We start from the raw sequence: 23916 nt of genomic DNA, 5'->3' as shown, positions 1-23916 counted from the left end.
GTGCAGCTTGGCGCTTTTCAGCTCGATCAGCTCTTGGTCGAGAAGCGGTAGCCGGTGCCCCGGACGGTTTGTACCAGATTTTCGTAGGCTTCACCCAGCGCCTTGCGCAGGCGGCGGATGTGTACGTCGACGGTGCGCTCTTCGACATAGACGTTACCGCCCCACACCTGGTCCAGCAGCTGGCCACGGGTGTAGGCGCGCTCCTGGTGGGTCATGAAGAACTGCAGCAGGCGGTATTCGGTAGGGCCCATCTCGGCCGGCTTGCCGTCGATGGTCACGCGGTGGCTGATCGGGTCGAGCAGCAGGCCGCCGACTTCGATCGGTGCCTCGCTATCGCTCGGGCCAGTGCGGCGCAGCACGGCTTTCAGGCGGGCGACCAGTTCACGCGGCGAGAACGGCTTGGTGATGTAGTCGTCGGCGCCAACTTCCAGGCCCTGGATCTTGTTGTCCTCTTCACCCTTGGCGGTGAGCATGATGATCGGGATGTCGCCGGTCAGTTCGTCGCGCTTGAGGCGGCGGGCCAGTTCGATGCCGGATGTGCCCGGCAGCATCCAGTCGAGCAGGATCAGGTCCGGTTTGCGGTCGACGATGATCGCGTGGGCCTGTTGGGAGTTTTCCGCTTCCAGGCAGTCATAGCCGGCCATTTCCAGGGCAACGGCGATCATCTCGCGAATTGGTGCTTCGTCGTCGACGATCAGAATGTTCCTGCCAACCATGCTCAAAACCTCTCCTGGATACGGTGTCTTGGCCCGCATTAGATAACGGAATTATTGCAGCTGTGTGACAGGGTGTTGGCCGTTCTGGCGACATTCCATGACTGAACTAGGCTTGAAAGGGCCGTAGTTGTGGCAACCAGAACTCAATCCCCCCGAAACAATGGTGAATCCAATGACACGACAAACGCTGAGCTGGATGGCCCTTTTCACTGCGCTGGCGCTCCCGGGGGTGGCCTTGGCCGACCATGCGATGGAGAAGGGCGGGATGTTGGTCGATCATGCCGGCATGACCCTGTACACCTTCGACAAGGATGCGGGCGGCAAGTCGATGTGCAATGGCGAATGCGCCACCAACTGGCCGCCGCTGATGGTCAAGGCCAATGACGAACCGGCCAAGGACAAGTGGACAGTGGTGATGCGCGATGATGGCAGCAAGCAGTGGGCCTATGACGGCAAGCCGCTGTACACCTTCATCAAGGACAAGAAGGCCGGCGATATGACCGGTGACGGCATGAAGGACGTCTGGCACGTTGCCAAGCCTTGAGATTGCCGGGGCCGCTTTGCGGCCCTCTCGCGACACAAGGCCGCTCCTACAGGAATGCGCGATCCCCTGTAGGAGCGGCCTTGTGTCGCGATGGGCTGCAAGGCAGCCCCAGAATCCTCAGCGCAACGCGTAATCCAGCACCACCCCGATGAACACCAGCATCCCCGCCCAGTGATTGTGCAGAAACGCCTTGAAGCACGACTCCCGGTCCAGTTTGCGCGTCGCCCAGTACTCCCAGGCAAAGCACGCCGCCGCGCCCAGCAGCCCCAGGTGGAACCAGCCACCCAGCTCGAAGCGGCTGCCGGCCAGCAACAGGCAGCCCAGCGACAGCAGCTGCAAGGTCAGGATGATGGTGCGGTCGGCGTCGCCGAACAGGATAGCGGTCGACTTCACGCCTATCTTCAGGTCGTCATCACGGTCGACCATGGCGTAGTAGGTGTCGTAGCCCACCGTCCACAGCAGGTTGGCGATATACAGCAGCCAGGCGCTGGCCGGCAGCTCGCCACCCGCTGCGGTGAAGGCCATGGGAATGCCCCAGGAATACGCCGCCCCCAGCACCACCTGCGGGTAATAGGTGTAGCGCTTCATGAACGGGTAGCAGAACGCCAGTGCCACCGCACCGAACGACAGCCAAACCGTGCGGCTGTTGGTACACAGCACCAGCAGGAAGCTCACTCCGACCAGGATGGCGAACAGCGCCAGTGCTTCGCGCGGGCGGACCCGGCCGCTGGCCAGTGGGCGGTCGGCGGTACGTTTGACGTGGCCGTCCACCTTGCGGTCGGCAAAGTCGTTGATGCAGCAACCTGCAGCGCGCATCAGCACCACACCGAGGCCGAAGATCAGCACGTTGGCCAGGGTTGGTGAACCGTTGCCGGCAATCCACACCGCCGACAAGGTCGGCCACAGCAGCAGGTAGATACCAATCGGCCGGTCCATGCGGCTGAGCTGGACGAAGTCCCAGGCCCGCGGGTGCAGGCGGTTGAGCGACTTGAGCAGTTGCAGGTACATCAGCGGTTTTCCTCCTTGGCCGCTTGCCACAATGCTGGCAGAAACACTTCTGCCACCAGCAGGTCCAGGCCGCCACGTTCGAAGCGCGAACGGCGGCCCCACAGCGCCGCGTGGGCGGCTTCGCCCGGCAGCCAGGCCTGTGGATAACTGCACACCTCGATGGGGTGGCGGATGAACGCCTGGTCACAGAACAGCAACTCGCCCAGCGAACGGCTGCCCAGGGTTTCCAGGTCCAGCCCGCCGCGCTCCAGGGCGCTGCGGCTGGCGACGCTGCGGGCGAACACCCAGGGTTGGCCATGGCCGCGCAGGTAAACCTCGCGCACCCAGCCTTCGGCGCCAGCGGCGATGCCCAGTGCCTGGCATTCGTCATCGCGCAGCGGCTGCCAGCCCTCGAACAGCGGGGTGACGGAGAAGTGATCGTTGGACAGGCGGGTCAGGCGGCGGGTCAGCGAGCCCTCGTCGAACAGCCAGTCAAGGGTGGGCTGGTCGAGATCGGTGGCCAGCTGTGAATACGGCAGCCACGCGACAGCGGCTGCTTGCGGGGATTCGTACGACACGTCGGTCTGCTTGTTACAACCAGAGAGGCGGCGAGCTTAGCATGATTGCCCCGACTGCTTGCATACTGCCGACAGGGCCGCTACAAAGCCCCACGAATTGCGCGCTGGCCTCTTCGCGGGCGCGCCCGCTCCTACAGGTTATGCACAACTCGTGTGGGAGCGGGCATGCCCGCGAAGAGGCCATCAGCAGCAACACAACGCTCCAGCCTGAACCGAGGAAACCCACCCCCATGAAAAAGTGGCAATGTATTGTCTGTGGCCTGATCTACGACGAAGCCGAAGGCTGGCCAGACGACGGCATCGCCCCCGGCACCCGCTGGGAAGATGTGCCTGAAGACTGGCTGTGCCCCGACTGCGGCGTGGGCAAGAGCGACTTTGAAATGATCTCCATCGGCTAATCGAGGAAAGCACGACATGACGTCCCCTGTGGTAATCATCGGTACCGGCCTTGCGGGCTACAACCTGGCCCGTGAATTTCGCAAGCTCGATGCGCAGACGCCGCTGCTGCTGATCACCGCCGATGACGGTCGTTCCTACTCCAAGCCCATGCTGTCCACCGGCTTTGCCAAGCAGAAGGACGCCGACGGCCTGTGCATGGCCGAGCCGGGCGCCATGGCCGAGCAACTGAATGCCGAGATTCGCACCCATACCCGCATCAGCGGCATCGACCCGGGCCACAAGCGTTTGTGGATAGGTGAAGAGGCGGTGGAATACCGCGACCTGGTGCTGGCCTGGGGCGCGCAGACGGTGCAGGTGCCGATCGAAGGTGATGGCGGCGATCGAGTGTTCCCGATCAACGACCTGGAAGACTACGCGCGCTTCCGTGCCGCCGCCGTCGGCAAACAGCGCGTGCTGATCCTCGGTGCCGGCCTGATCGGCTGCGAATTCGCCAACGACATGAGCCTGGGCGGCTTCCAGGTCGATGTGGTGGCGCCGTGCGAGCAAGTCATGCCGACCCTGCTGCACCCGGCCGCTGCCACTGCCGTGCAGGCCGGGCTGGAAGGCCTGGGCGTGCGTTTTCACCTCGGCCCGGTACTGACCCGCCTGCAGCAGGTGGCCCAGGGGCTGGAGGCGCACCTGTCCGACGGCAGCGTGATCGCCTGCGACCTGGTGGTTTCGGCCATCGGCCTGCGCCCGCGCACCGACCTGGCCGCCGCCGCTGGCCTGCAGACCAACCGCGGCGTTTGCGTGGACCGCCAGTTGCGCACGTCCCACGCCAACATCTTTGCCCTTGGCGACTGTGCCGAAGTCGATGGCATCAACCTGCTCTATGTGATGCCGCTGATGAGCTGTGCCCGAGCCCTGGCGCAAACCCTGGCCGGCAAGCCGACAACGGTCGCCTACGGGCCGATGCCGATCACCGTGAAAACCCCGGCCTGCCCGCTGGTGGTCTCGCCGCCGCCCCAGGGCCACGAAGGCACCTGGCAGGTAGAGGGGCAGGGCAGTGACCTCAAGGTGCTCTGCCTTGATGCAGAGGGCAAGCTGCTGGGCTACGCCCTCACCGGAGCGGCCGTGATGGAGAAGCTGGCCCTGAATCGCCAGCTGCCGGCCGTGATGGCGTAAATAGCTGGCGTTCTGTCGGATTTATCCTGTTGTTGCTTGCACAATGGCCGCCCAGATACTGGCGCGGCCCCTGTGCACGTGCCATCCTCACTTCCGTCTGCCGCAGATTAGAGCCTGCGGTGCCTTGAGCGCTGCTCCCAGGGCAGCACGGCATAACAACAAGAATTCCGTCAAAGAGGCTTCACTATGCGCAAACCAGAACTCGCCGCCGTCATCGCCGAAAAGGCCGATCTGACCAAGGAAAAGGCCAATCAGGTTTTGAACGCGATTCTCGACAGCATCACGGGTGCCCTGGACAAGGACACCGTGACCCTGGTCGGTTTCGGCACCTTCGAAAAACGTCATCGCGGTGCGCGTACCGGCAAGAACCCGCAAACCGGTGAACCGGTCAAGATCAAGGCCAGCAATACCGTGGCTTTCAAGCCAGGCAAGAACCTGCGCGACAGCGTCAACGCCCCCGTCAAGCCGGCCAAGAAAGGCAAGTGATCGCTCCCTGACAACCCCAGTGTCAGCCAAGCGGGCGCCCCAGGGCGCCCGTTGTGCTTTCTGCAGGCAAAATGTTTCGAACTTGCATAAATAGTTCCGGAAAAGGATAGACTGCGCGCCTTAGTCACTTTTAATTCGAGGCGCGTTGATGAAGTTCCGCTTTCTTCTCTGGGCCATGGGGCTGTTGATGGCCAGGGCCAGCCGCAACAACCCGGCATTCCAGCAGCAGCTCAAGGGCAAGGACCTGGTGTTCCAGATGCAGACCCTGGACGGCAAGGTCGCCCGGCACTTCATCGTCAACAACGAACGCGTCAGCAGCAAGGGCGGCGCGCACCCGCAGCCGGCGTTCGCCATTGCCTTCAAGGACGCCGCCTATGGCTTCGCCACCATGCAGGCAGGTAACAAGCAGTTGGCGTTCATGCAGGGGATTCAGGACAAGCACATCCAGATCAAGGGCAACCCGGCGCTGGTGATGTGGTTCCAGGGGTTGATGAAGTACCTGAAACCAAAGAAGAAGGGCTGAAATTGTAGGGGCTGCTTTGCAGCCCAATCGCCGGCAAGCCAGCTCCCACAGGTTCGACACAGGCCTGAGGGCAGTGCTATCCCTGTGGGAGCTGGCTTGCCGGCGATTGGGCCGCAAAGCGGCCCCATTTGATATCAGTGAGGTGTGTGGAACTGCGAAGCCAGCTCACGCAGCAGGCTCTCTGCCTCGAGCACCTTGTTCACCACATCCTCGGCCTTGTCCCGAGTAATCCCCAGCCGCTCCAGCAATTCGTCTGGAATCTCCTGCTGCGGCCCCGAGCCAATCCCCCGCGAGCGCAGCAGGCGGGTGGCCAGGCACACCAGGTTGGGGAACGCCGAAAACTCGCCTTCATAGGCCGGGTCGTGCTGGAAGCGCAGCGCGGTGGACAGCTCTTCCGGCATGTCCCACAGCTTCATCAACCAGGCACCGATCTGCTCGCGGCTGATGCCCAGCAGGTGTTGTTCCACGTAGGTGTGGCACAGATGCGGGTTGACCTCCAGGTGGCGGCAGATCAGCGAGAAGTGCGGCGGGAAAACGTGCGCCAACAGCAGGTAGCCAAAGTTGTGCAGCAGCCCGGCCAGGTAGGTCAGGCCGGCCTCGGGGCGCTCGGCCCGTGGCATGGCGCGGGTCAGGCCTTCGATGATCGCGGCGGTGTAGATCGACTGCTGCCAGTACGGCGTGGCTTGCTGCGGGTGGTCTTTCGGCAGGCTCAGGGTCTTGCCCAGCGCCAGGCCCAGGGCCAGGTTGATCACCAGGTCGAAGCCCAGCACACGCACGATGGCATCTTCTACCGAGCGGATCTTGCCAGGTGAGGCGTAGTAGGGCGATGCCGCCCAGCTCACCACCTGTGCTGCCAGCGCCGGGTCGGTTTCGACCACGCCGGTGATATCGTCGATGCTGGCGTTGGGGTCTACCCGCAGCTTGATGATCTTTTGCGCGGTGTCGGCCAGCGGCGGGATTTCGATGGTTTCTTCCAGGCGCTTCTGGATGCGCCGGGCAGTGAAGGCCTGGACGGCGTTGGTGATTTCCCGCGTGTCATCATCGGGGCGGTCGAGGTTGGGGCTGATGGCCTCGACTTCCTGGCCGAAGCTGCTGGCGCTGGCCTTGACCAGCATGCGCTTGAAGTGCGCGCGTTCGATTTCCAGCAGCAGGCCGGCTTCGCCAGACTGGATAAACACTTTATCGGCGTCGAGCAGGCTCTTTTCGTACTGGCACGGCGAGCTGGTCAGCGCCGGGATGCCCGGCAGGGCCTTGAGCTGGTGCTTGTCCAGCATCTGCTTCAGGCGCGGCACCGACACCGCGGTGAGCTTGCGCCCGGTCAGTTCGGCCAGGCGGTTGAGGTCCAGCAGCTGGCTCTGCGGGAACAGCACCATCAGGGCGCCGACCTCGTCGTCGAGCAGCACGGCCTGTACCCGCGACGCTGCCGGCAGGTGCGGATGTTCGACCACCTCGCGGTAGGCCACGCCGAGTTTGTCGAGCAGCAGCCGGATGACCGAGGGAGCGTGTGGGGTTGCGGTGTCCAGGGCAACTTCAGTCATGGTCCGTATCCACTGATTCTTTTAAACGCGAAGTATAACCAGCCTGGGGGCAAAACTGGATCCATTATGGGACCAGCGTCACACTTGGCCATATTGCTGGCCATGACGCAGCCAGCGATCGAGCAGGGGGCTGACGTGCTCCGGCCAGCGTGCGATCAGGGCCTGGGCGGCGTCGCGCACGGCCGGCAGCAGGTCGGCGTCGCGCATCAGGTCGGCGACCTTGAACTGCAACAGGCCGGTCTGGCGGGTGCCGAGCATCTCGCCTGGGCCCCGCAGTTCCAGGTCTTTCTCGGCGATGATGAAGCCGTCGTTGGTTTCCCGCATGATCCCTAGGCGCTCGCGGCCGATCTGCGACAGTGGCGGGTGGTACAGCAGCACGCAATGGCTGACGGCGCTGCCCCGACCAACCCGGCCGCGCAGCTGGTGCAACTGGGCCAGGCCCAGGCGCTCGGGGTTCTCGATGATCATCAGGCTGGCGTTGGGCACGTCCACGCCCACCTCGATGACCGTGGTGGCAACCAGCAGCTGCAGGTTGCCGGCCTTGAACTCGGCCATGATCTCGGCCTTTTCCGCCGGCTTCATGCGCCCGTGGATCAGCCCCACCCGCAGCTCGCCCAGGGCGCTGCCCAGCTCCTCGTAGGTGCTTTCGGCGGCTTGGCAGGTCAGCTCTTCGGATTCTTCGATCAGGGTGCACACCCAATAGGCCTGGCGCCCTTCGGCGCAGGCGGCGCGCACCCGCTCGACCACTTCGAAGCGGCGGCTGTCGGCCACCAGCACGGTGTTCACCGGGGTACGCCCGGGTGGCAGTTCGTCGAGCACCGAGGTGTCCAGGTCGGCGTAGGCGCTCATGGCCAGGGTGCGCGGAATGGGCGTGGCGGTCATGATCAACTGGTGCGGGCACAATTCCCCGGCCACGCCCTTCTTGCGCAGGGCCAGGCGTTGCTGCACGCCAAAACGGTGTTGTTCATCGATGATCGCCAGGGCCAGGTGCTTGAACTTCACCTCTTCCTGGAACAGCGCATGGGTGCCGACCACCATTGGCGCACCGTTGGCGATCTGTTCCAGGGCGCCTGCCCGGGCCTTGCCCTTGAGCTTGCCGGCCAGCCAGGCCACTTCGATGCCCAGCGGTTCGAGCCAGCGCTTGAAGGTGATGTAGTGCTGTTCGGCGAGGATCTCGGTGGGCGCCATCAAGGCCACCTGGTAGCCAGCCTCCAGGGCCTGCAGCGCGGCCAGGGCGGCGACCACGGTCTTGCCGGCACCCACATCGCCCTGCACCAGGCGCATCATCGGCTCGTGCTGGCTAAGGTCGTAGGCAATTTCGTTGGCCACCCGCTGCTGCGCGCCGGTCGGCTGGAAGCCCAGGTTGGCCAGGTACTGCGCCTGCAGGCGCTGGGCCTTGGGCAGCACCGGTGCGCGCAGGCTGCGCAGGCTTTCGCGCAGGCGTTGCTGCGACAGCTGGTGGGTCAGCAGTTCTTCGAAGGCCAGGCGGTGCTGGGCCCAGTGCTGGCCTTCGGCAAGCTCGTCGAGGTCGGCGTCGGCCGGCGGGTTGTGCAGGTAGCGGATGGCATCGTCCAGCGGTGCCAACTGGTAGTCCCGGGCGAGTTCGTCGGGCAGCCAGTCCGGCAGGCTGCGCGGGCCGAGCAGGCCCAGGCTCTGCTGGCACAGCAGGCGCAGGCGTTGCTGGGTGAGGCCTTCGGTGGACGGGTAGATCGGCGTCAGGGTCTGCTCGACCGGTGGCGGCGGCTCGTCGCCGTTCAGTGCGCGGTATTCCGGGTGGTAGATTTCCAGGCCCGAGGCGCCGGGGCGGGCTTCGCCGTAGCAGCGCAGGTGGGTACCACGCTTGAGGCCTTCCTTCTGCGCGTTGCTGAAGTGGTAGAAGCGCAGGCTCAGCACGCCGCTGCCGTCACCCAGGCGCACCACCAGACTGCGGCGCTTGCCCATGGTCACGTCGGCGCCGCTGACCACGCCCTCGATCACCGCGTCCTGGCCAGGGCGCAGCTGGCCGATCGGCACCACGCGGGTGCGGTCCTGGTAGCGCAGGGGCAGGTGGAAAAGCACGTCCTGCAGGTTCTCCAGGCCGACCTTGGCGAGTTTCTCCGCCATGGCCTCGCCAACCCCCTTGAGTACCGTGACCGGGACCTTCGACAGCTCACTCATGACTCAGGCCGGTTGTTCCGCAGGGGCTTTGGCGACCGAGCACAGGCGGATCGAGTCGGCGAGGATCTCGATGGCCTTCGGCCGTGGGAAGCTGGCGCGCCAGGCGATGGCCACGGTGCGGAATGGTGCCGGTGCGGTCAGTGGGCGAACCTCGATGACGCCGGGGGCGTAGTGGTGGCTGTGCACCGCCGACAGCGGCAGGATCGACACGCCAAGGCCCGAGGCCACCATGTGGCGGATGGTTTCCAGCGAGCTGGACTCGACCGTGGTGTGCTTGGAGCCTTCACCGCCCTTGTTCAGCGTCGGGCAGGCTTCCAGTACCTGGTCGCGGAAACAGTGGCCTTCACCGAGCAGCAACAGGCTCTTGTCGTTGAGCATGGCGGTGTCGATGGTCTTTTTCGCCGTCCACGGGTGGTCGGCCGGCATCAGGGCGCAGAACGGTTCATCGTACAGCGGCAGGGTCAGCACGTCGGCTTCGTTGAACGGCAGGGCGATGATCACCGCATCCAGTTCGCCATTGCGCAGCTTTTCGCGCAGTACATGGGTGAAGTTCTCTTCGATGTACAGCGGCATCTGCGGCGCCACGCGGTGCAGCTGAGGGATCAGGTGCGGGAACAGGTACGGGCCGACGGTGTAGATAGCACCGACCTTGAGCGGGGCGGTCAGCTGGTTCTTCCCGGCCTGGGCCAGCTCGCGAATGCCCTGGGCCTGCTCCAGTACCTTTTGCGCCTGGGCGACGATGCTTTCGCCGACCGGGGTCAGGCGGACCGCGCTCTTGCTGCGCTCGAAGATCAGCACGCCAAGCTCATCCTCGAGCTTCTTCACACCGACCGACAGGGTCGGCTGGCTCACGTGACAGCGTTCGGCGGCATGGCCGAAGTGCTGTTCCTGGGCGAGTGTGACGATGTAGCGTAATTCTGTGAGGGTCATAACGTGCGTCCATGAAGTTGCGAGCCCAGCATAGCGGCTGCAATCGATAGACGCACGTTATCAGACTTGCCGATTTGTGACAGAAACAAAAGTCTCAGCGGCGGTCCAGCGAGTAGACGAACGGTGCCACGACTTCGATCGTGCCATTGTTCAGCAACTCGGGTGGCGGCTTGGGTACCGTGCCGGCCCGACGGATCATTTCCAGCGTCGCCCGGTCCAGGGCGGCACTACCCGAGCCACCGGCCATGGAGTACGACACCACCTTGCCTTCGGCGTCGACCACGAAGCGCAGGCGGTTGATGCCCTGCAGGCCGCGACGGCGCGCGTCTTCCGGGTAACGCTTGTACTTGGCCAGGTGACGCAGCAGGTCGCTCTGCCAGGTCGGCAGGGCGTTGCTGTTGGACGCAATGCTCGGCGCCGGTGCCGCGGACTTCTGCGGCGGCGTGTTGCTGGGCGGTGCGTCTACCGTTTGTTCGGTCGGCGGTGCTTCCTTCGGCGGCTCAGGCTTTTTCTCGGGCTTGGGCGGCTGTGGCTTGGCCTTCGGCTTGGGCGGCTTGGGAATGGCGATCTTGGGCTTGGGTGCCTCGGCCAGCTTCGGCAGCGGCGGTTCCTCGACCGGCGCCGGTGGCTGCGGCGCCGCTTTCGGGGGCGGTGGTGGCGCAGGCTCCGGCAATGGCGCCAGCTCGACCATCATGGCTGCCGGTGGCAGTTCGATGGCCTGGGGCACCGACCAGTTGAGCGTCAGCAGCACGGCGACCACGTGCACGCCCAGCACGATCGCCAGGCTGCCACCGTAGCGCGCCATGTTAGAGCGCGTTTTTGTCATTTCTTGGCTGCCGTCTCGAGACCTACCAGACCGACTTTCAGGTAGCCGGCCGCGCGCATGTTGTTCATGACTTCCATCAGGTCACCGTAATCCACGCCTTTGTCAGCCTGGAAGAAGATGGTGGTTTCCTTGTCGCCCTTGGTTTTGGCATCGAGCATCGGGCCAAGCTGGTCGGGGGCAGGGACCTGATCGTCGCCGACGTACAGCTTCTGGTCGGCCTTGACGCTGACGAACACCGGTTTCTCGGGCCTCGGCGCCGGCTTGGCGGTCGAGGCCGGCAGGTCGACCTTGATGTCGACCGTGGCCAAGGGGGCTGCGACCATGAAGATGATCAGCAGCACCAGCATCACGTCGATGAACGGCGTAACGTTGATTTCGTGGTTTTCGGCGAGGTCGTCGCCACCTTCGTTGAGATGCAGGCCCATGGCTTACCCCACTTTCACCATGTGCGGGGCAACACGCTCGCTGCCCTGGTGGTCCAGGTCACGGCTGACCAGCAGCAGTACCTGGGCGGAGGCGTCGGACACCTGGGCCTTGTAGCCGGCGATGGAGCGGGCGAAGACGTTGTAGATGACCACGGCCGGGATTGCGGCGACCAGGCCCAGGGCGGTGGCCAGCAGGGCCTCGGCGATACCCGGGGCAACCACGGCCAGGTTGGTGGTCTGGGTCTTGGCGATGCCAATGAAGCTGTTCATGATGCCCCATACGGTACCGAACAGGCCGACGAATGGCGCAGTGGAGCCGATGGTGGCGAGTACGCCGGTGCCGCTGCTCATGGTGCGGCCGCTGGCGTGTACCAGGCGCTCCAGGCGGAAGCTGACGCGCTCCTTGATGCCTTCTTTTTCGCGGGCGTTGGCCGACAGGCGCATCTCTTCGAGGGCGTCGTGGACCAGGGTGTGGGCCAGGGTGCCTTCCTTGTTGGAAACGTCGCTGGCTTCCTTGAGGCTGGCGGATTTCTTCAGCAGGGCGATTTCACCACGCAGGCGACGCTTGGCGCCCATCAGCTCGAAGCCTTTGGCGATCCAGATGGTCCAGGTGATGATGGAGGCGATGGCCAGGCCGATCATCACCGCCTTGACCACCACGTCGGCGTTCTTGTACATGCCCCATGGGGACAGGTCGTGGGCCATGCCCAGCGAGGTGTCTTCAACCAGGGCTTCGACGCTCGGGTCTGCAGCGACCGGGGCATCAACCGGGGTGGCGGCCACTGCGTCGGCAGCCGGTGCTGCGGCTGGGGCAGCGGCCGGCGCAGCTGGTGCGGTAGCGGCAGCAGGCGCGGCAGCATTGGCGGTTGGCTCATCGGCCATGGCCACCGGGGCCAGCACCAGGCTGAGCGTCAGCGCGGCGATGGCGCGCCAGGCGCGCGACGGGGTTGGCGAAGCGGAAGGTTGAGTACGTGTCATGCTGGCCGGACCTGATGAAGAATAAAGTGAACGTTCTCCAAGGCCTCGAGGTAGGCCGAGAACAATTTGGCGGCCATTATTGCAAGTAATTCTTGTTAACAAAAGTAATCTTGTTGCTTTTTTCGCCTATGGTCTAGCCATCCATCGTGTAGCGTGGTCGGGCTGATCAATTGGTCTAGGGAGTTTAGAGATGTCAGACCTTTCCGTGATGGTGGTGGGATGTGGTGATGTAGGCGGGCGTCTTGCCCGGCAGATGCTTGCGCGCGGCTGGCAGGTGAGCGGCCTGCGTCGCTCGGTCGGGCAGTTGCCTGCGGGGGTCGTGCCGGTGGCGGCGGACTTGTCCGAGCCATCGATCCCCGACGCCTGGCCGCAGCGCGCGCCGGACTACCTGGTGTATTGCGTGGCGGCCAGCCAGCACGACGAGGCGGGTTACCAGGCAGCCTATGTCGACGGTTTGCGCCATGTGCTGGGTTGGCTGGCCGAGCGCGGCCAACGCCCACGGCGCCTGCTGTTCGTGTCCAGCAGCAGCGTGTATGCACAGAAGGACGGCGAGTGGATCGAAGAAGGCGCGGCCACCGAGCCTGAAGGTTATTCCGGGCGGTTGATGCTGGAGGCTGAGCGGCTGGCGCTGGCCAGCGGCATCCCGGCCAGCGTGGTGCGCCTGACCGGCATCTATGGTCCCGGCCGCGAGTGGCTGCTCAGTCAGGTGCGCCAGGGCTACCGCGTGGCCGAGGAGCCACCGCTGTATGGCAACCGCATCCATGCCGAGGATGCCGCCAGCCTGTTGGCGTTCCTGTTGCAGGCCGATGCCGACGGCAAGGTGCTCGACGACTGCTACATCGGCGTCGACGACGACCCGGCGCCGCTGGCCGATGTGGTGGCCTGGCTGCGGGCGTACATGGGGGTAACCGAGTGGTCGGATGAGCAGCGAGTGCGGCGTACCGGCAGCAAGCGCTGTAGCAATGCCCGGGCGCGGGCGTTGGGCTGGGCGCCGGTGTATCCGAGCTACAGGGAAGGCTATGCCGCAATCCTGAAAGGCTTGCGCTGAGTCTACCGGCCTCTTCGCGGGTAAACCCGCTCCCGCAGGTGCACCGCTGGCCTGTGGGAGCGGGTTTACCCGCGAAGAGGCCGATAAGGTCGAACACGATTTCAGCAGGTTTCAGTCCAGTTCCAGTACCCACTGGCGCTTGCCGGCCGCCAACACTGGCATTTCATCCGGCTGTGCGCGGTTCACCGCCTGGAAGATCTCCAGCTTGTCGCCATCGCGCTTGAGGATGAACGGCGCGCCACGCTGGTTGCGCTCCAGCCACAGGCTGTCATTGCTGCCACCCATGGTCGCGCAGTCACCCGCCAGGCACAGGGCGAAACGGTCTGGCCCCGGCAGGCCGGTGACGTTGCCGGTGTCGCCGAAGCGCACGCTGGCACCTTTGCCCTGGCCTTCGATGATCTTCCAGTTGCCGCCCAGATAAGCCTGGTACAGGGCTTTCTCGAAGCTGCTGCCCAGTGGCGCATTGGCCGTCGCCGGCGCTTTGGCGCGCACGAAGGTCTGCTTGCCGCCGCTTTGATCGACCGCCTGCAGTTCGTCGCCATCGAGCGACAGCTGTTCGGTCTGGCCACCCTGGAAGCTGGCCTGCCATTGCTTGTCGGTGGCGCTCAGCTGGCCGTCGGCCGCTTCGAAACCATTGCTGTAGCTGGCCTGTTGGTTGGCGACGTCGAGCTTCCACTCGAACACCGGCCCGTGCTCATTGAGCGCCTGACGCAGGCTGCCGCCCTTGACGGCCGCATTGATGGCGTCCTGGTTGATCCAGGTGCCGTTGAAATCTTCGGGTTTGTGGCTGGCGCAGCCGCCCAGAAGCAGGGCTGCCAGCGCGAGGGGCAGTGCTTGACGCATGACGGGGTAACCTTGCAGAGAAGGGAAGGTGACGGGCAGGGCGCCCGTCACCGGGGGCATCATTCGATGACCAGGATGGCGTCCATTTCGACCTGGGAGCCTTTCGGCAGTGCGGCAACGCCGATGGCGGCGCGGGCCGGGTAAGGCTGCTCGAAGTAGCGGCCCATCACCTCGTTGACCTTGGCGAAGTGGCTCAGGTCGGTGAGGAAGATGTTCAGCTTGACGATGTCCTTGAACGAACCGCCAGCGGCTTCAGCCACGGCCTTGAGGTTCTCGAACACCTGTACGGTCTGGGCTTCGAAGCCTTCGACCAGTTCCATGGTCTTCGGGTCCAGCGGGATCTGGCCCGACATGTACACGGTGTTGCCGGCCTTGATCGCCTGCGAGTAGGTGCCGATGGCGGCAGGGGCCTTGTCGCTGTTGATGACGGTCTTGCTCATGATGACTCCTTGCGGTTGGCGGACTACGTACGCATGCGGGTGATGCGGACCACTCCGGTCAGGGTACGCAGCTTCTTGATCACACGCGCCAGGTGCACGCGGTCGTGCACGCTGACCACCAGTTGGACCACGCTGATACGGCCGTCGCGTTCGTCCATGCTGATCTTCTCGATGTTACCGTCGGCGGCGTTGACACTGCTGGCCAGCAGGGCAATCAGGCCGCGCTGGTGCTCCAGTTCGACACGCAACTCGACATTGAATTCACCGGTGATGTCCTTGGCCCAGGAAAGCTGTACGCACTTCTCCGGGTTGTGGCGGATTTCACTGATGTTGCGGCAGTTTTCCAGGTGCACGACCATGCCCTTGCCAGCTGACAGGTGGCCGACGATCGGGTCGCCCGGGATCGGCGTGCAGCACTTGGCGTAGCTCAGCACCAGGCCTTCGGTACCGCGGATCGCCAGCGGGCCTTCCGGTGCCGGCAACTGCTCGCCTTCGGCCGACAGCAGGCGGCGCGCGACCACGTAGGCCATGCGGTTGCCCAGGCCGATGTCTTCGAGCAGGTCTTCGATCAGCTCCAGGCGGTACTCGGCGAGAATCGCCTGTATACGCTCCTGGGGGATCATCTCCAGGCTGCTGTCGAAGCCGGTGAGCACCTTGTTCAGCAGGCGTTCGCCCAGGCTGATGGACTCGGAGCGGCGCTGTTGCTTGAGCGCGTGGCGGATGTGCGTGCGCGCCTTGCCGGTAACCACGAAGTTGAGCCAGGCCGGGTTCGGCCGTGCGCCCGGGGCGCTGACGATTTCCACCGTCGAGCCGCTTTGCAGCGGTTCGGACAGCGGCGCCAGGCGGCGGTTGATGCGGCAGGCGATGCAGCTGTTGCCGACGTCGGTGTGCACCGCGTAGGCGAAGTCGACCGCCGTGGAGCCTTTGGGCAGCTCCATGATGCGGCCTTTGGGCGTGAACACGTAGACCTCGTCCGGGAACAGGTCGATCTTCACGCTTTCGATGAATTCCAGCGAGTTGCCGGCACGTTGCTGCAGCTCGAGGATGCCCTTGACCCATTGGCGGGCGCGGGCGTGGCTGCCCTTGGGCTGCTCGTCGTCGTTGGATTTGTACAGCCAGTGCGCGGCGATGCCGTTGTTGGCCATCTCTTCCATCTCGCGGGTGCGGATCTGGATTTCGATGGGCACGCCGTGCATGCCGAACAGCGTGGTGTGCAACGACTGGTAGCCGTTGGCCTTGGGGATCGCGATGTAATCCTTGAAGCGACCGGGCAGCGGCTTGTACAGGTTGTGCACCGCACCGAGTACGCGGTAGCAGGTGTCGACCTTGTCGACGACGATGCGGAAGGCGTATACGTCCATGATCTCGTTGAAGGCGCGGCGCTTGCCGCGCATCTTCTTGTAGATGCCATAGAGATGTTTCTGCCGGCCGCTGACCTCGCCCTCGATGCCGTCGGCGGCCAGGCAGTTGGCCAGCGAATGCTCGATCTTGGCGACGATCTCCTTGCGGTTGCCGCGAGCGCTTTTCACCGCACGGTGGATCAGCGACGAACGCATCGGGTGCATGGCCTTGAAGCCGAGGTCCTCGAACTCCACGCGCACGGTGTGCATGCCCAGGCGGTTGGCGATGGGGGCGTAGATCTCGAGGGTTTCCTTGGCGATGCGCCGGCGTTTTTCGCCGGACAGCACTTCCAGGGTGCGCATGTTGTGCAGGCGGTCGGCCAGCTTGACCAGGATCACGCGGATGTCGCGGGCCATGGCCATGGCCATCTTCTGGAAGTTTTCGGCCTGCGCCTCGGCCTTGGTCTCGAAGTTCATCTGGGTCAGCTTGCTGACCCCATCGACCAGTTCGGCCACGGTCTCGCCAAACTGCTGGCTGAGGGCTTCCTTGGCGATGCCGGTATCTTCGATCACGTCGTGCAGCATGGCTGCCATCAGGCTCTGATGGTCCATGTGCATGTCGGCGAGGATGCTGGCCACGGCCAGCGGGTGGGTCACGTAGGGCTCGCCACTGCGGCGGCGCTGCCCATCGTGGGCCTGTTCGGCGTAGAAATAGGCGCGCCGGACCAGGTTGACCTGTTCGGGGCCAAGATAGGTCGACAGCCGTTCGGCCAAGGCTTCTATACCCGGCATGGGTTCACCTCCTGCCGAGGAAGGGGGCCTTGCGCCGTGCGACGTCGACCTGGCATCAATCAGACAGCCTCGTTGTTCTCGTCCTCGAACGCGGCGAACACCGGATCCTCGGTGACGATCTCTTCAGCGGCGATGAACTCGTTGGTGACGATGCCTTCGGCGATTTCACGCAGGGCAACAACGGTCGGCTTGTCGTTTTCCCACGCAACGCGTGGCTCTTTGCCGCCGGTCGCCAGCTGGCGAGCGCGCTTGGTCGAGAGCATGACCAGCTCAAAGCGGTTATCCACGTGTTCCAGGCAGTCTTCAACAGTTACGCGGGCCATGGTCTTCCTCAGTAGCAATTGCGGTGGGCGTGCAGCCCAATAATGGGCAGGCGGACTCGATAGTTTAAAAAATCACCAGCCAATAGGGAAGCGCTGTTTTGTCGGGTGGTTACCTTCAAGCCCTGTGTTGCCTTCTTCGCGGCTGAAGCCGCTCCCACAGGGACCGCATTGTCCTCAGGTTCATCACCGCACCCTGTGGGAGCGGCTTCAGCCGCGAAAGGGCCGGAACAGACACCCTTGATACATGAGCCTGACGATAACCTCAGAGCATCGCGTCACGCAACCGCGGGGTCAGCTCCTCGAACAGGGTCTGCACCGAGCGCAACGCCCGGCAGTCCGGCCGGGTCAGCAGCCACAGCTGGGTATCACAACCCGGCAGCGGCCCGCTCAGCGCATCCACCCCGGGCAGCGCGTGCACCATGTAGTCCGGCAACGCTGCCACGCCGAGCCCGGCCGTGACCAGCTGGGCGATGGTCGACATGCCGCTGCACTGGTAGCGCGGGCTCAAACCCGGGTGCTGCTGGTTGCGCCAGACCACCGTGGGGTGGTCCTGCATCGAGTCGTCGGGGGCGATCCACGGCACGCTGGCAGGTGACTCGGCCAGGCGCTCGCGCCACTGCGGCTGGCCGCAGACCACGTAGGAGGTAGACCCCAGGTTGCGGCCCACCAGGTGCTCCGGCGGCGTGTTGGTCAGGCGCAGGGCAATGTCGGCATCGCGCCGGCTGAGGTTGGCGAAGGTGTTGGAAGTACCCATCTCCAGCGACAAGGCCGGGTAGTTGGGCATGAACTCGGCCAGCGCCGGCAGCAGCAGGCTGTGCATCACCGCCTCGGTACAGGTCAGGCGCACGGTGCCGCTGACCACCTGCTCGCCACTGGTCATGGCGATGCGCGCCGCCTCCAGCGCCTGCTCGGCGCGTTCGGCCTGCTCGGCCAGGGCCTGGGCGGTGTCGGTCGGCAGGTAGCCTTTGCGGCTCTTGACGAACAAGGCTGTGCCCAGCGCCGACTCCAGCCGGCGGATCGAGCGGAACACCGTCGACACATCGACCTTGAGCAACTCGGCAGCCTTGGCCAGCGAGCGGCCACGTTCCAGGGCCAGGACCAGGGAGAGGTCGGCATGGGTAATCTGATATTGCATTGGTGCACGCTCTGCTTGCCGAATTGCCAATGTCTGTTGCGTTTTGGCCATTTTATAGTGAAACGGCCCCCGGGAATCAATGCGCCCGGTCGGGTAACCAATCCCCACGATGGGAAAGTGAAAAGAACAACAGCTGCAACCATCGTCGCCCGTGAGGCGCCAGCCGTATCCCCCACATCGCCGCAGCAAATCAAAGGATGTACAGCCATGACGTCGGTAACCCCGTGCGCCAGTTCTTCCAGCGAGATGAATGACTTCCTCCAGGCCCATCCGGACACGCAGTACGTCGACCTGCTGATCTCCGACATGAACGGCGTGGTACGTGGCAAGCGCATCGAGCGGGCCAGCCTGCACAAGGTGTACGAGAAGGGCATCAACCTGCCGGCATCGCTGTTCGCCCTGGACATCAACGGGTCCACCGTCGAGAGTACCGGCCTTGGCCTGGACATCGGCGATGCCGACCGCATCTGCTTCCCGATCCCCGGCACGCTGTCGGACGAGCCGTGGCAGAAGCGCCCCACCGCCCAGCTGCTGATGACCATGCACGAACTGGATGGCCAGCCGTTCTTCGCCGACCCGCGCGAAGTACTGCGCCAGGTGGTGAGCAAGTTCGATGACCTGGGCCTGGATATCTGCGCCGCGTTCGAGCTGGAGTTCTACCTGATCGACCAGGACAACCTCAACGGTCGCCCGCAGCCGCCGCGCTCGCCGATTTCCGGCAAGCGCCCGCAGTCGACCCAGGTGTACCTGATCGACGACCTTGATGAATATGCCGACTGCCTGCAGGACATGCTCGAAGCGGCCAAGGAGCAAGGCCTGCCCGCCGACGCCATCGTCAAGGAAAGCGCCCCGGCACAGTTCGAGGTCAACCTGCATCATGTTGCCGACCCGCTGAAGGCCTGCGACTACGCGATCCTGCTCAAGCGCCTGATCAAGAACGTTGCCTACGACCATGAAATGGACACCACCTTCATGGCCAAGCCCTACCCGGGCCAGGCAGGCAATGGCCTGCACGTGCACATTTCGTTGCTGGACAAGAAAACCGGCAAGAACATCTTCGCCAGCGACGACCCGCTGCAAAGCGACGCGCTGCGCCACGCCATCGGTGGTGTGCTGGAGACCATGCCGGCGTCGATGGCCTTCCTTTGCCCGAACATCAACTCCTACCGCCGCTTCGGCGCGCAGTTCTACGTGCCCAATGCGCCAAGCTGGGGCCTGGACAACCGTACCGTGGCGGTGCGCGTGCCCACCGACAGCAGCGACAATGTGCGCCTCGAGCACCGCGTTGCCGGTGCCGACGCCAACCCCTACCTGATGCTCGCGGCGATCCTCGCCGGCGTTCACCACGGCCTGACCAACCAGGTCGAGCCGCAGGCACCGATCGAAGGCAACTCCTACGAACAGCTGGAGCAGAGCCTGCCGAACAACCTGCGCGATGCCCTGCGCGCGCTGGACGACAGCGAAGTCCTCAACCAATACATCAGCCCGGACTACATCGATATCTTCGTGGCCTGCAAGGAAAGCGAACTGGCCGAGTTCGAAGTGTCGATTTCCGACCTCGAGTACAACTGGTACCTGCACACGGTGTAAGCCCATGAGCGCAAATGCGGTCCCCTTGATCGGTGTCAGCGCCTGCCGCCAGCAGGTGGGGAAGAACTCGTCGCATACGGTAGGCGACAAGTATGTCGAGGCGGCCGGCTTTGCCGGCTTGCCATTGATCTTGCCGGCCCGTGACGGGGGCAGCGACACGCAGGCGCTGCTGGCCCGTCTGCACGGCATTGTTTTTACCGGCTCACCTTCAAATATCGAACCGCATCATTACAATGGCGCCCCCAGCGCGACGGGTACCCGACACGATCTGGCACGCGATCGCCTGACCCTGCCGTTGTTGCAGGCGGCCATTGCCGCCGGTGTGCCGGTGTTCTGTATCTGCCGTGGCTACCAGGAATTGAACGTGGCCCTGGGCGGCAGCCTGCACCAGCGCGTGCAGGAACTGCCCGGCTACCTTGACCACCGTGAACCTGAGGACGCACCCCTGGAGGTGCAATACGGCCCTCGTCACCTTGTCGGCATCGAGCCTGGCGGGTTGTTCGAGCGCCTGGGCCTGGCGGCGCAGTTCGAGGTCAACTCGCTGCACAGCCAGGGCATCGACCGACTGGCCCCGGGCCTGCGCGTCGAGGCACGGGCCCCGGATGGCCTGATCGAAGCAGTGTCCATGCCTGCGGCGCCGGGTTTTGTGCTCGGCGTGCAGTGGCACCCGGAGTGGCGATTTACCGAAAACCCGGTCTCGCGGCGCCTGTTCCAGGCGTTTCGTGAGGCCTGCATTGCTTACGCTACACGGGAGGGCGCACGGCAGGAGGCATTCTGACGTCACCCGAAGGTCTCGGATGACTTGTTCCCGGCAGCAAGCTTTCAATGAGTGAAAGCGGGCCTTGTACGCAAGGCCTGTGAAAACAATTCCAAAATTTACGGCAAATACTCATGAGCAATTACACAGAAGCCGGCCGCCCACCCGACGTGGCGGCCGACGCGGGCAACACCCAGCGCAGCAAGGGCCTGGCCACCGGCCGGCTGGGCTTGCTGGCCAGCGTGGTGCTGGGCATTTCCACCATCGCCCCGGTCTACACCCTTACCGGTGCCCTTGGCCCGACCGTGCGTGAAGTGGGCGCGCACCTGCCGGCGGTGTTCATCGTCGGCTTCCTGCCGATGCTGCTGGTGGCCTTGGGCTACCGCGAACTGAACTCGGCGGAGCCGGACAGCGGTACTTCGTTTACCTGGTCGGCGCGTGCCTTCGGCCCGATGATCGGCTGGATCGGTGGCTGGGGCCTGGTGGTCGCCACCACCATCGTGTTGTCGAACCTGGCAGGGGTGGCGGTCGACTTCTTCTACCTGTTCCTTGGCCAGATCACCGGCAAGCATGAACTGGCGGCCTTGGCCGACAACCTGCTCATCAACATAACCACCTGTTGCGTGTTCATCGCCCTGGCGGTGTGGATCTGCTGCCGCGGAATGACCACCACCATGACGGTGCAATATGGCTTGGTGGCCCTGCAGTTGCTGGTGCTGATCGGCTTTGCCTTTGCCGCTTTCGGCGAAACCACCGCGCCGCCACCGCTGGAATTCGATTTCGCCTGGTTCAACCCGTTCGGCGTCGAATCGTTCTCGGCCTTTGCCGCCGGGCTGTCGCTGTCGATCTTCATCTTCTGGGGCTGGGACGTGTGCCTGACTGTCAGCGAGGAATCGGTCGGCAGTGACGAGGTGCCGGGCAAGGCGGCCACCTGGACCGTGCTGCTGATCCTCGGCCTGTACCTGTTCACCGCGATTGCCACCCTGCAGTTTGCCGGTATCAGCGAACAAGGCCTGGGCCTCAACAACCCGCGCATCCAGGAAAACGTCTTCGCCCACCTGGCCGGTCCGGTCATGGGGCCGCTGGCGATCCTGATGTCCATCGCCGTGCTGGCCAGCACCGCGGCGTCGCTGCAGTCGACCTTCGTGTCGCCGGCGCGCACCCTGTTGGCCATGGGTTACTACGGTGCGGTGCCGCAGAAGTTCGCCAGCGTCTGCCCTCGTTCGCAGACCCCGCGTTACGCCACCATCTGCGCTGGTGTGGCTGCGGGCCTGTTCTACGTGACCATGCGCACCCTGAGCGAGAACGTGTTGGCAGATACCATCACTGCACTGGGCATGATGATCTGCTTCTACTATTCGCTGACGGCCTTCGCCTGTGTCTGGTACTTCCGCCACAGCCTGTTCGACAGCCTGCGCCACTTCCTGATGCGCGGCCTGTGCCCGCTGGTGGGTGGGGTGATCTTGTCGGTGATCTTCGTGCGTACCGCCATCGACAGCGCCTCGCCGGATTTCGGCAGCGGCTCGCATGTGGGTGGGCTGGGGCTGGTGTTCGTGATCGCCGCGATCATCTCGGTGCTGGGGATCGTGCTGATGATGCTGTCGCGCCTGCGCGCGCCGGCGTACTTCCTGGGGGCTACCCTGCGTCAGCAGGCTACCTTGCCACTGCAGGAATAAGGCTGGGGGCGCTTCGCGCCCCTTTCGCGACACAAGGCCGCTCCTACAACAGCACGGCGTACGCCTTCCGATGTAGGAGCGGCCTTGTGTCGCGAAAGGGCCTCGAAGAGGCCCCGGCAATCTTCAGCCGATCATTTGCTTCAGCAATGCCGCATGACGCTGTTGCTGCTTCTTCAGCACCAGGCGGTTCGAGCGGAACACTGCCTTCAAGTCTTCCAGCGCCACGTCGAAGTCATCATTGATGATCACGTAGTCGTACTCGTCGTAGTGCACCATCTCGCTGACCGCTTCTTTCATGCGCCCGGCGATGATCTCTTCGCTGTCTTGCCCGCGGCCATCCAGGCGCTCGCGCAGGGCCTGCTGGCTTGGCGGCAGGATGAACACCGACAAAGCCTCGGGCATCAGCTTGCGTACCTGCTGGGCGCCTTGCCAGTCGATTTCCAGGATCAGGTCATTGCCCTGGTCGAGTACCTCTTGCAGCGCACTGCGCGAAGTCCCGTAGAAATTGCCGAACACTTCGGCGTGCTCGAGGAAGTCACCCTTGGCGATCAGCCCCTTGAAGTCGTCATGGCTGACGAAGTGGTAGTTCACGCCGTGCTGCTCGCCCGGGCGCATGGCGCGGGTGGTGTGCGAGACCGAGACGCTTACGCGCTTGTCGGCCTTGATCAGGGCGGTGACCAGGCTGGTCTTGCCGGCGCCCGAAGGGGCCGAAACGATGTAGAGGGTGCCGCTGCTGTGGTTCATGGTCGGGGTGGCCTTACTCGATGTTCTGTACTTGTTCACGCATCTGTTCGATCAATACCTTCAGGTTGACCGCCGCTTGCGTGCTGCGTGGGTCGAAGGCCTTGGAGCCGAGGGTGTTGGCCTCGCGGTTGAGTTCCTGCATCAGGAAGTCCAGGCGCCGGCCGGCGGCACCGCCACCCTTGAGCACCCGGCGTACTTCGGTGACGTGGGTGCTGAGGCGGTCGAGTTCCTCGGCCACGTCGCTCTTCTGGGCCAGCAGCACCATCTCCTGCTCCAGGCGCTGCGGGTCGAGTTCGGCCTGCATGTCGCCGAAGCGGTCGAGGATCTTCTGCCGCTGAGCTGCCAGCATCTGCGGCACCAGGGCGCGCAGGGTGGTGACTTCGCTGGCCATGTTGTCCAGGCGTTCGTTGATCAGCCGGGCCAGTTCCTGGCCTTCACGCTGGCGCCCGGCCTTGAGCTCGGCCAGCGCTTCATCGAACAGCGCCATGGCTTCGGTATTCAGTGCCTGCGGGTCGCTGGCGTCGGCCACCAGCACGCCTGGCCACGACAGCACCTCCAGCGGGTTCAGTGGTGCCGGCTGCTTGATCAGGCCGGCTACTTCCTCGGCGGCGGCAACCAGCTGCGCGGCGCGCTCGCGGTCCACCTTCAGCGGTTTGCCGTTGCTGTCTTCGTTGAGGCGCAAGGTGCATTCCACCTTGCCCCGCGACAGGCCCTGGCGCAGGCCTTCACGCACGGCGCCTTCGAGGTCGCGCAGGGCCTCGGGCAGGCGCAGGTGCGGCTCCAGGTAACGGTGGTTGACCGAACGCAGCTCCCAGACCAGGGTGCCTTGGCTGCCGGCGCGCTCGACACGAGCAAAAGCGGTCATGCTGTGCACCATGGGGAGTACCTCGCGTATATGAATGAACGGTGGGAGCCTCTCGGCTGCAAGGCGCAGGATTGTAGCGCAGTGGGGCCTTGGCGCCCAATCCACCCATGTT

25 protein-coding genes are annotated in these 23916 nt (G+C 64.4%); 9 read left to right on the top strand and 16 right to left on the bottom strand.

The features are described 5' to 3' along the window. Positions 1-26 precede the first annotated feature (26 nt). Complete coding sequence (gene phoB, locus CAG46_RS02700) at positions 27-716, bottom strand: phosphate regulon transcriptional regulator PhoB (protein WP_003253341.1); 690 nt, start codon at positions 714-716, stop codon at positions 27-29. 172 nt (positions 717-888) lie between these two features. Between phoB and CAG46_RS02695 the strand changes: the two genes are divergently transcribed. Next, positions 889-1260: a hypothetical protein gene (locus CAG46_RS02695; protein ID WP_085615970.1), complete on the top strand. Its 372-nt coding sequence runs from the start codon at positions 889-891 to the stop codon at positions 1258-1260. 117 nt (positions 1261-1377) lie between these two features. Here the strand turns inward: CAG46_RS02695 and ubiA are convergent, their stop codons facing one another. Together ubiA and CAG46_RS02685 are read right to left on the bottom strand one after the other, a co-directional pair. After that, positions 1378-2268 carry a 4-hydroxybenzoate octaprenyltransferase gene (ubiA, locus tag CAG46_RS02690; RefSeq protein WP_025341125.1) on the bottom strand — a complete coding sequence of 297 codons (891 nt, stop codon included), beginning with the start codon at positions 2266-2268 and terminating at the stop codon, positions 1378-1380. Continuing rightward, positions 2268-2825 carry a chorismate lyase gene (locus tag CAG46_RS02685; RefSeq protein WP_085615968.1) on the bottom strand — a complete coding sequence of 186 codons (558 nt, stop codon included), beginning with the start codon at positions 2823-2825 and terminating at the stop codon, positions 2268-2270. Before CAG46_RS02685 ends, ubiA begins: the two co-directional genes overlap by 1 nt. Before the next feature lie 230 nt (positions 2826-3055). Here CAG46_RS02685 and CAG46_RS02680 point away from each other — a divergent pair, with 230 nt between their 5' ends. From CAG46_RS02680 to CAG46_RS02665, 4 genes are all read left to right on the top strand, one after another. Next, positions 3056-3223 (top strand): rubredoxin, encoded by a 168-nt coding sequence (locus tag CAG46_RS02680; protein ID WP_003253349.1) that lies wholly within the window; start codon positions 3056-3058, stop codon positions 3221-3223. Positions 3224-3239: 16 nt separating this feature from the next. Next, a complete protein-coding gene (locus tag CAG46_RS02675) occupies positions 3240-4388 on the top strand; it encodes an NAD(P)/FAD-dependent oxidoreductase (RefSeq protein ID WP_085588827.1) in 1149 nt (382 codons plus the stop codon). Positions 4389-4574: 186 nt separating this feature from the next. Beyond that, complete coding sequence (locus tag CAG46_RS02670; protein WP_013974808.1) at positions 4575-4874, top strand: HU family DNA-binding protein; 300 nt, start codon at positions 4575-4577, stop codon at positions 4872-4874. 148 nt (positions 4875-5022) lie between these two features. Further along, complete coding sequence (locus CAG46_RS02665) at positions 5023-5397, top strand: SCP2 sterol-binding domain-containing protein (RefSeq protein ID WP_025341122.1); 375 nt, start codon at positions 5023-5025, stop codon at positions 5395-5397. 134 nt (positions 5398-5531) lie between these two features. Here CAG46_RS02665 and CAG46_RS02660 read toward each other — a convergent pair whose 3' ends face one another. The 6 genes from CAG46_RS02660 to exbB all read right to left on the bottom strand — a co-directional run bounded on the left by CAG46_RS02660 (position 5532) and on the right by exbB (position 12251). After that, on the bottom strand, positions 5532-6935 hold the full coding sequence (locus tag CAG46_RS02660; RefSeq protein WP_075046765.1) for an aminoacyl-tRNA deacylase and HDOD domain-containing protein: 1404 nt from the start codon (positions 6933-6935) through the stop codon (positions 5532-5534). A 78-nt stretch (positions 6936-7013) separates the two neighbouring features. Continuing rightward, positions 7014-9092, bottom strand: a complete 2079-nt coding sequence (gene recG, locus CAG46_RS02655) for an ATP-dependent DNA helicase RecG (protein WP_025341120.1) — start codon at positions 9090-9092, stop codon at positions 7014-7016. Positions 9093-9095: 3 nt separating this feature from the next. Beyond that, entirely contained in the window at positions 9096-10022 is a 927-nt protein-coding gene (locus CAG46_RS02650) for a hydrogen peroxide-inducible genes activator (protein ID WP_013974805.1), read from the bottom strand. A 94-nt stretch (positions 10023-10116) separates the two neighbouring features. Continuing rightward, the gene (locus CAG46_RS02645) at positions 10117-10848 is read right to left on the bottom strand and encodes an energy transducer TonB (protein WP_016489831.1); all 732 of its coding nucleotides are present in this window, start codon (positions 10846-10848) and stop codon (positions 10117-10119) included. Then, positions 10845-11273, bottom strand: coding sequence for a TonB system transport protein ExbD (exbD, locus tag CAG46_RS02640; protein ID WP_013974803.1), 429 nt, complete (start codon positions 11271-11273; stop codon positions 10845-10847). The genes CAG46_RS02645 and exbD overlap by 4 nt, the downstream gene beginning before the upstream one ends. Positions 11274-11276: 3 nt before the next feature. Next, the gene (gene exbB / locus CAG46_RS02635) at positions 11277-12251 is read right to left on the bottom strand and encodes a tonB-system energizer ExbB (RefSeq protein ID WP_075046764.1); all 975 of its coding nucleotides are present in this window, start codon (positions 12249-12251) and stop codon (positions 11277-11279) included. A gap of 190 nt (positions 12252-12441) precedes the next feature. Between exbB and CAG46_RS02630 the strand changes: the two genes are divergently transcribed. Continuing rightward, positions 12442-13299, top strand: coding sequence for an SDR family oxidoreductase (locus CAG46_RS02630; protein WP_085588816.1), 858 nt, complete (start codon positions 12442-12444; stop codon positions 13297-13299). 111 nt (positions 13300-13410) lie between these two features. Here CAG46_RS02630 and CAG46_RS02625 read toward each other — a convergent pair whose 3' ends face one another. From CAG46_RS02625 to CAG46_RS02605, 5 genes are all read right to left on the bottom strand, one after another. Further along, positions 13411-14142 (bottom strand): hypothetical protein, encoded by a 732-nt coding sequence (locus tag CAG46_RS02625; protein ID WP_085615965.1) that lies wholly within the window; start codon positions 14140-14142, stop codon positions 13411-13413. Positions 14143-14201: 59 nt separating this feature from the next. Then, positions 14202-14582 (bottom strand): RidA family protein, encoded by a 381-nt coding sequence (locus CAG46_RS02620; protein WP_003253379.1) that lies wholly within the window; start codon positions 14580-14582, stop codon positions 14202-14204. Between the two features lie 23 nt (positions 14583-14605). Beyond that, positions 14606-16714, bottom strand: a complete 2109-nt coding sequence (gene spoT, locus CAG46_RS02615; RefSeq protein WP_013974799.1) for a bifunctional GTP diphosphokinase/guanosine-3',5'-bis pyrophosphate 3'-pyrophosphohydrolase — start codon at positions 16712-16714, stop codon at positions 14606-14608. Positions 16715-16773: 59 nt separating this feature from the next. Beyond that, positions 16774-17037: a DNA-directed RNA polymerase subunit omega gene (gene rpoZ, locus CAG46_RS02610; protein ID WP_003253383.1), complete on the bottom strand. Its 264-nt coding sequence runs from the start codon at positions 17035-17037 to the stop codon at positions 16774-16776. A gap of 262 nt (positions 17038-17299) precedes the next feature. Further along, positions 17300-18172: a LysR family transcriptional regulator gene (locus tag CAG46_RS02605; RefSeq protein WP_013974798.1), complete on the bottom strand. Its 873-nt coding sequence runs from the start codon at positions 18170-18172 to the stop codon at positions 17300-17302. A gap of 207 nt (positions 18173-18379) precedes the next feature. On the opposite strand from CAG46_RS02605, the gene CAG46_RS02600 reads away from it, so the two are divergent. From CAG46_RS02600 to CAG46_RS02590, 3 genes are all read left to right on the top strand, one after another. Next, entirely contained in the window at positions 18380-19762 is a 1383-nt protein-coding gene (locus CAG46_RS02600; protein ID WP_015272334.1) for a glutamine synthetase family protein, read from the top strand. Positions 19763-19766: 4 nt separating this feature from the next. Further along, on the top strand, positions 19767-20540 hold the full coding sequence (locus CAG46_RS02595) for a gamma-glutamyl-gamma-aminobutyrate hydrolase family protein (protein WP_085615963.1): 774 nt from the start codon (positions 19767-19769) through the stop codon (positions 20538-20540). Positions 20541-20653: 113 nt separating this feature from the next. Continuing rightward, complete coding sequence (locus CAG46_RS02590; RefSeq protein WP_013974795.1) at positions 20654-22195, top strand: APC family permease; 1542 nt, start codon at positions 20654-20656, stop codon at positions 22193-22195. A 123-nt stretch (positions 22196-22318) separates the two neighbouring features. Here the strand turns inward: CAG46_RS02590 and gmk are convergent, their stop codons facing one another. Together gmk and CAG46_RS02580 are read right to left on the bottom strand one after the other, a co-directional pair. Further along, positions 22319-22939, bottom strand: a complete 621-nt coding sequence (gmk, locus tag CAG46_RS02585) for a guanylate kinase (RefSeq protein WP_075046762.1) — start codon at positions 22937-22939, stop codon at positions 22319-22321. Positions 22940-22952: 13 nt separating this feature from the next. Then, complete coding sequence (locus CAG46_RS02580; protein ID WP_025341114.1) at positions 22953-23816, bottom strand: YicC/YloC family endoribonuclease; 864 nt, start codon at positions 23814-23816, stop codon at positions 22953-22955. Positions 23817-23916 lie beyond the last annotated feature (100 nt).

This window comes from Pseudomonas sp. B23(2017), assembly GCF_002113725.1.
Classification (GTDB): Bacteria; Pseudomonadota; Gammaproteobacteria; order Pseudomonadales; family Pseudomonadaceae; genus Aquipseudomonas; species Aquipseudomonas putida_Z.
This window is presented reverse-complemented; position numbering and strand designations above follow the sequence as displayed.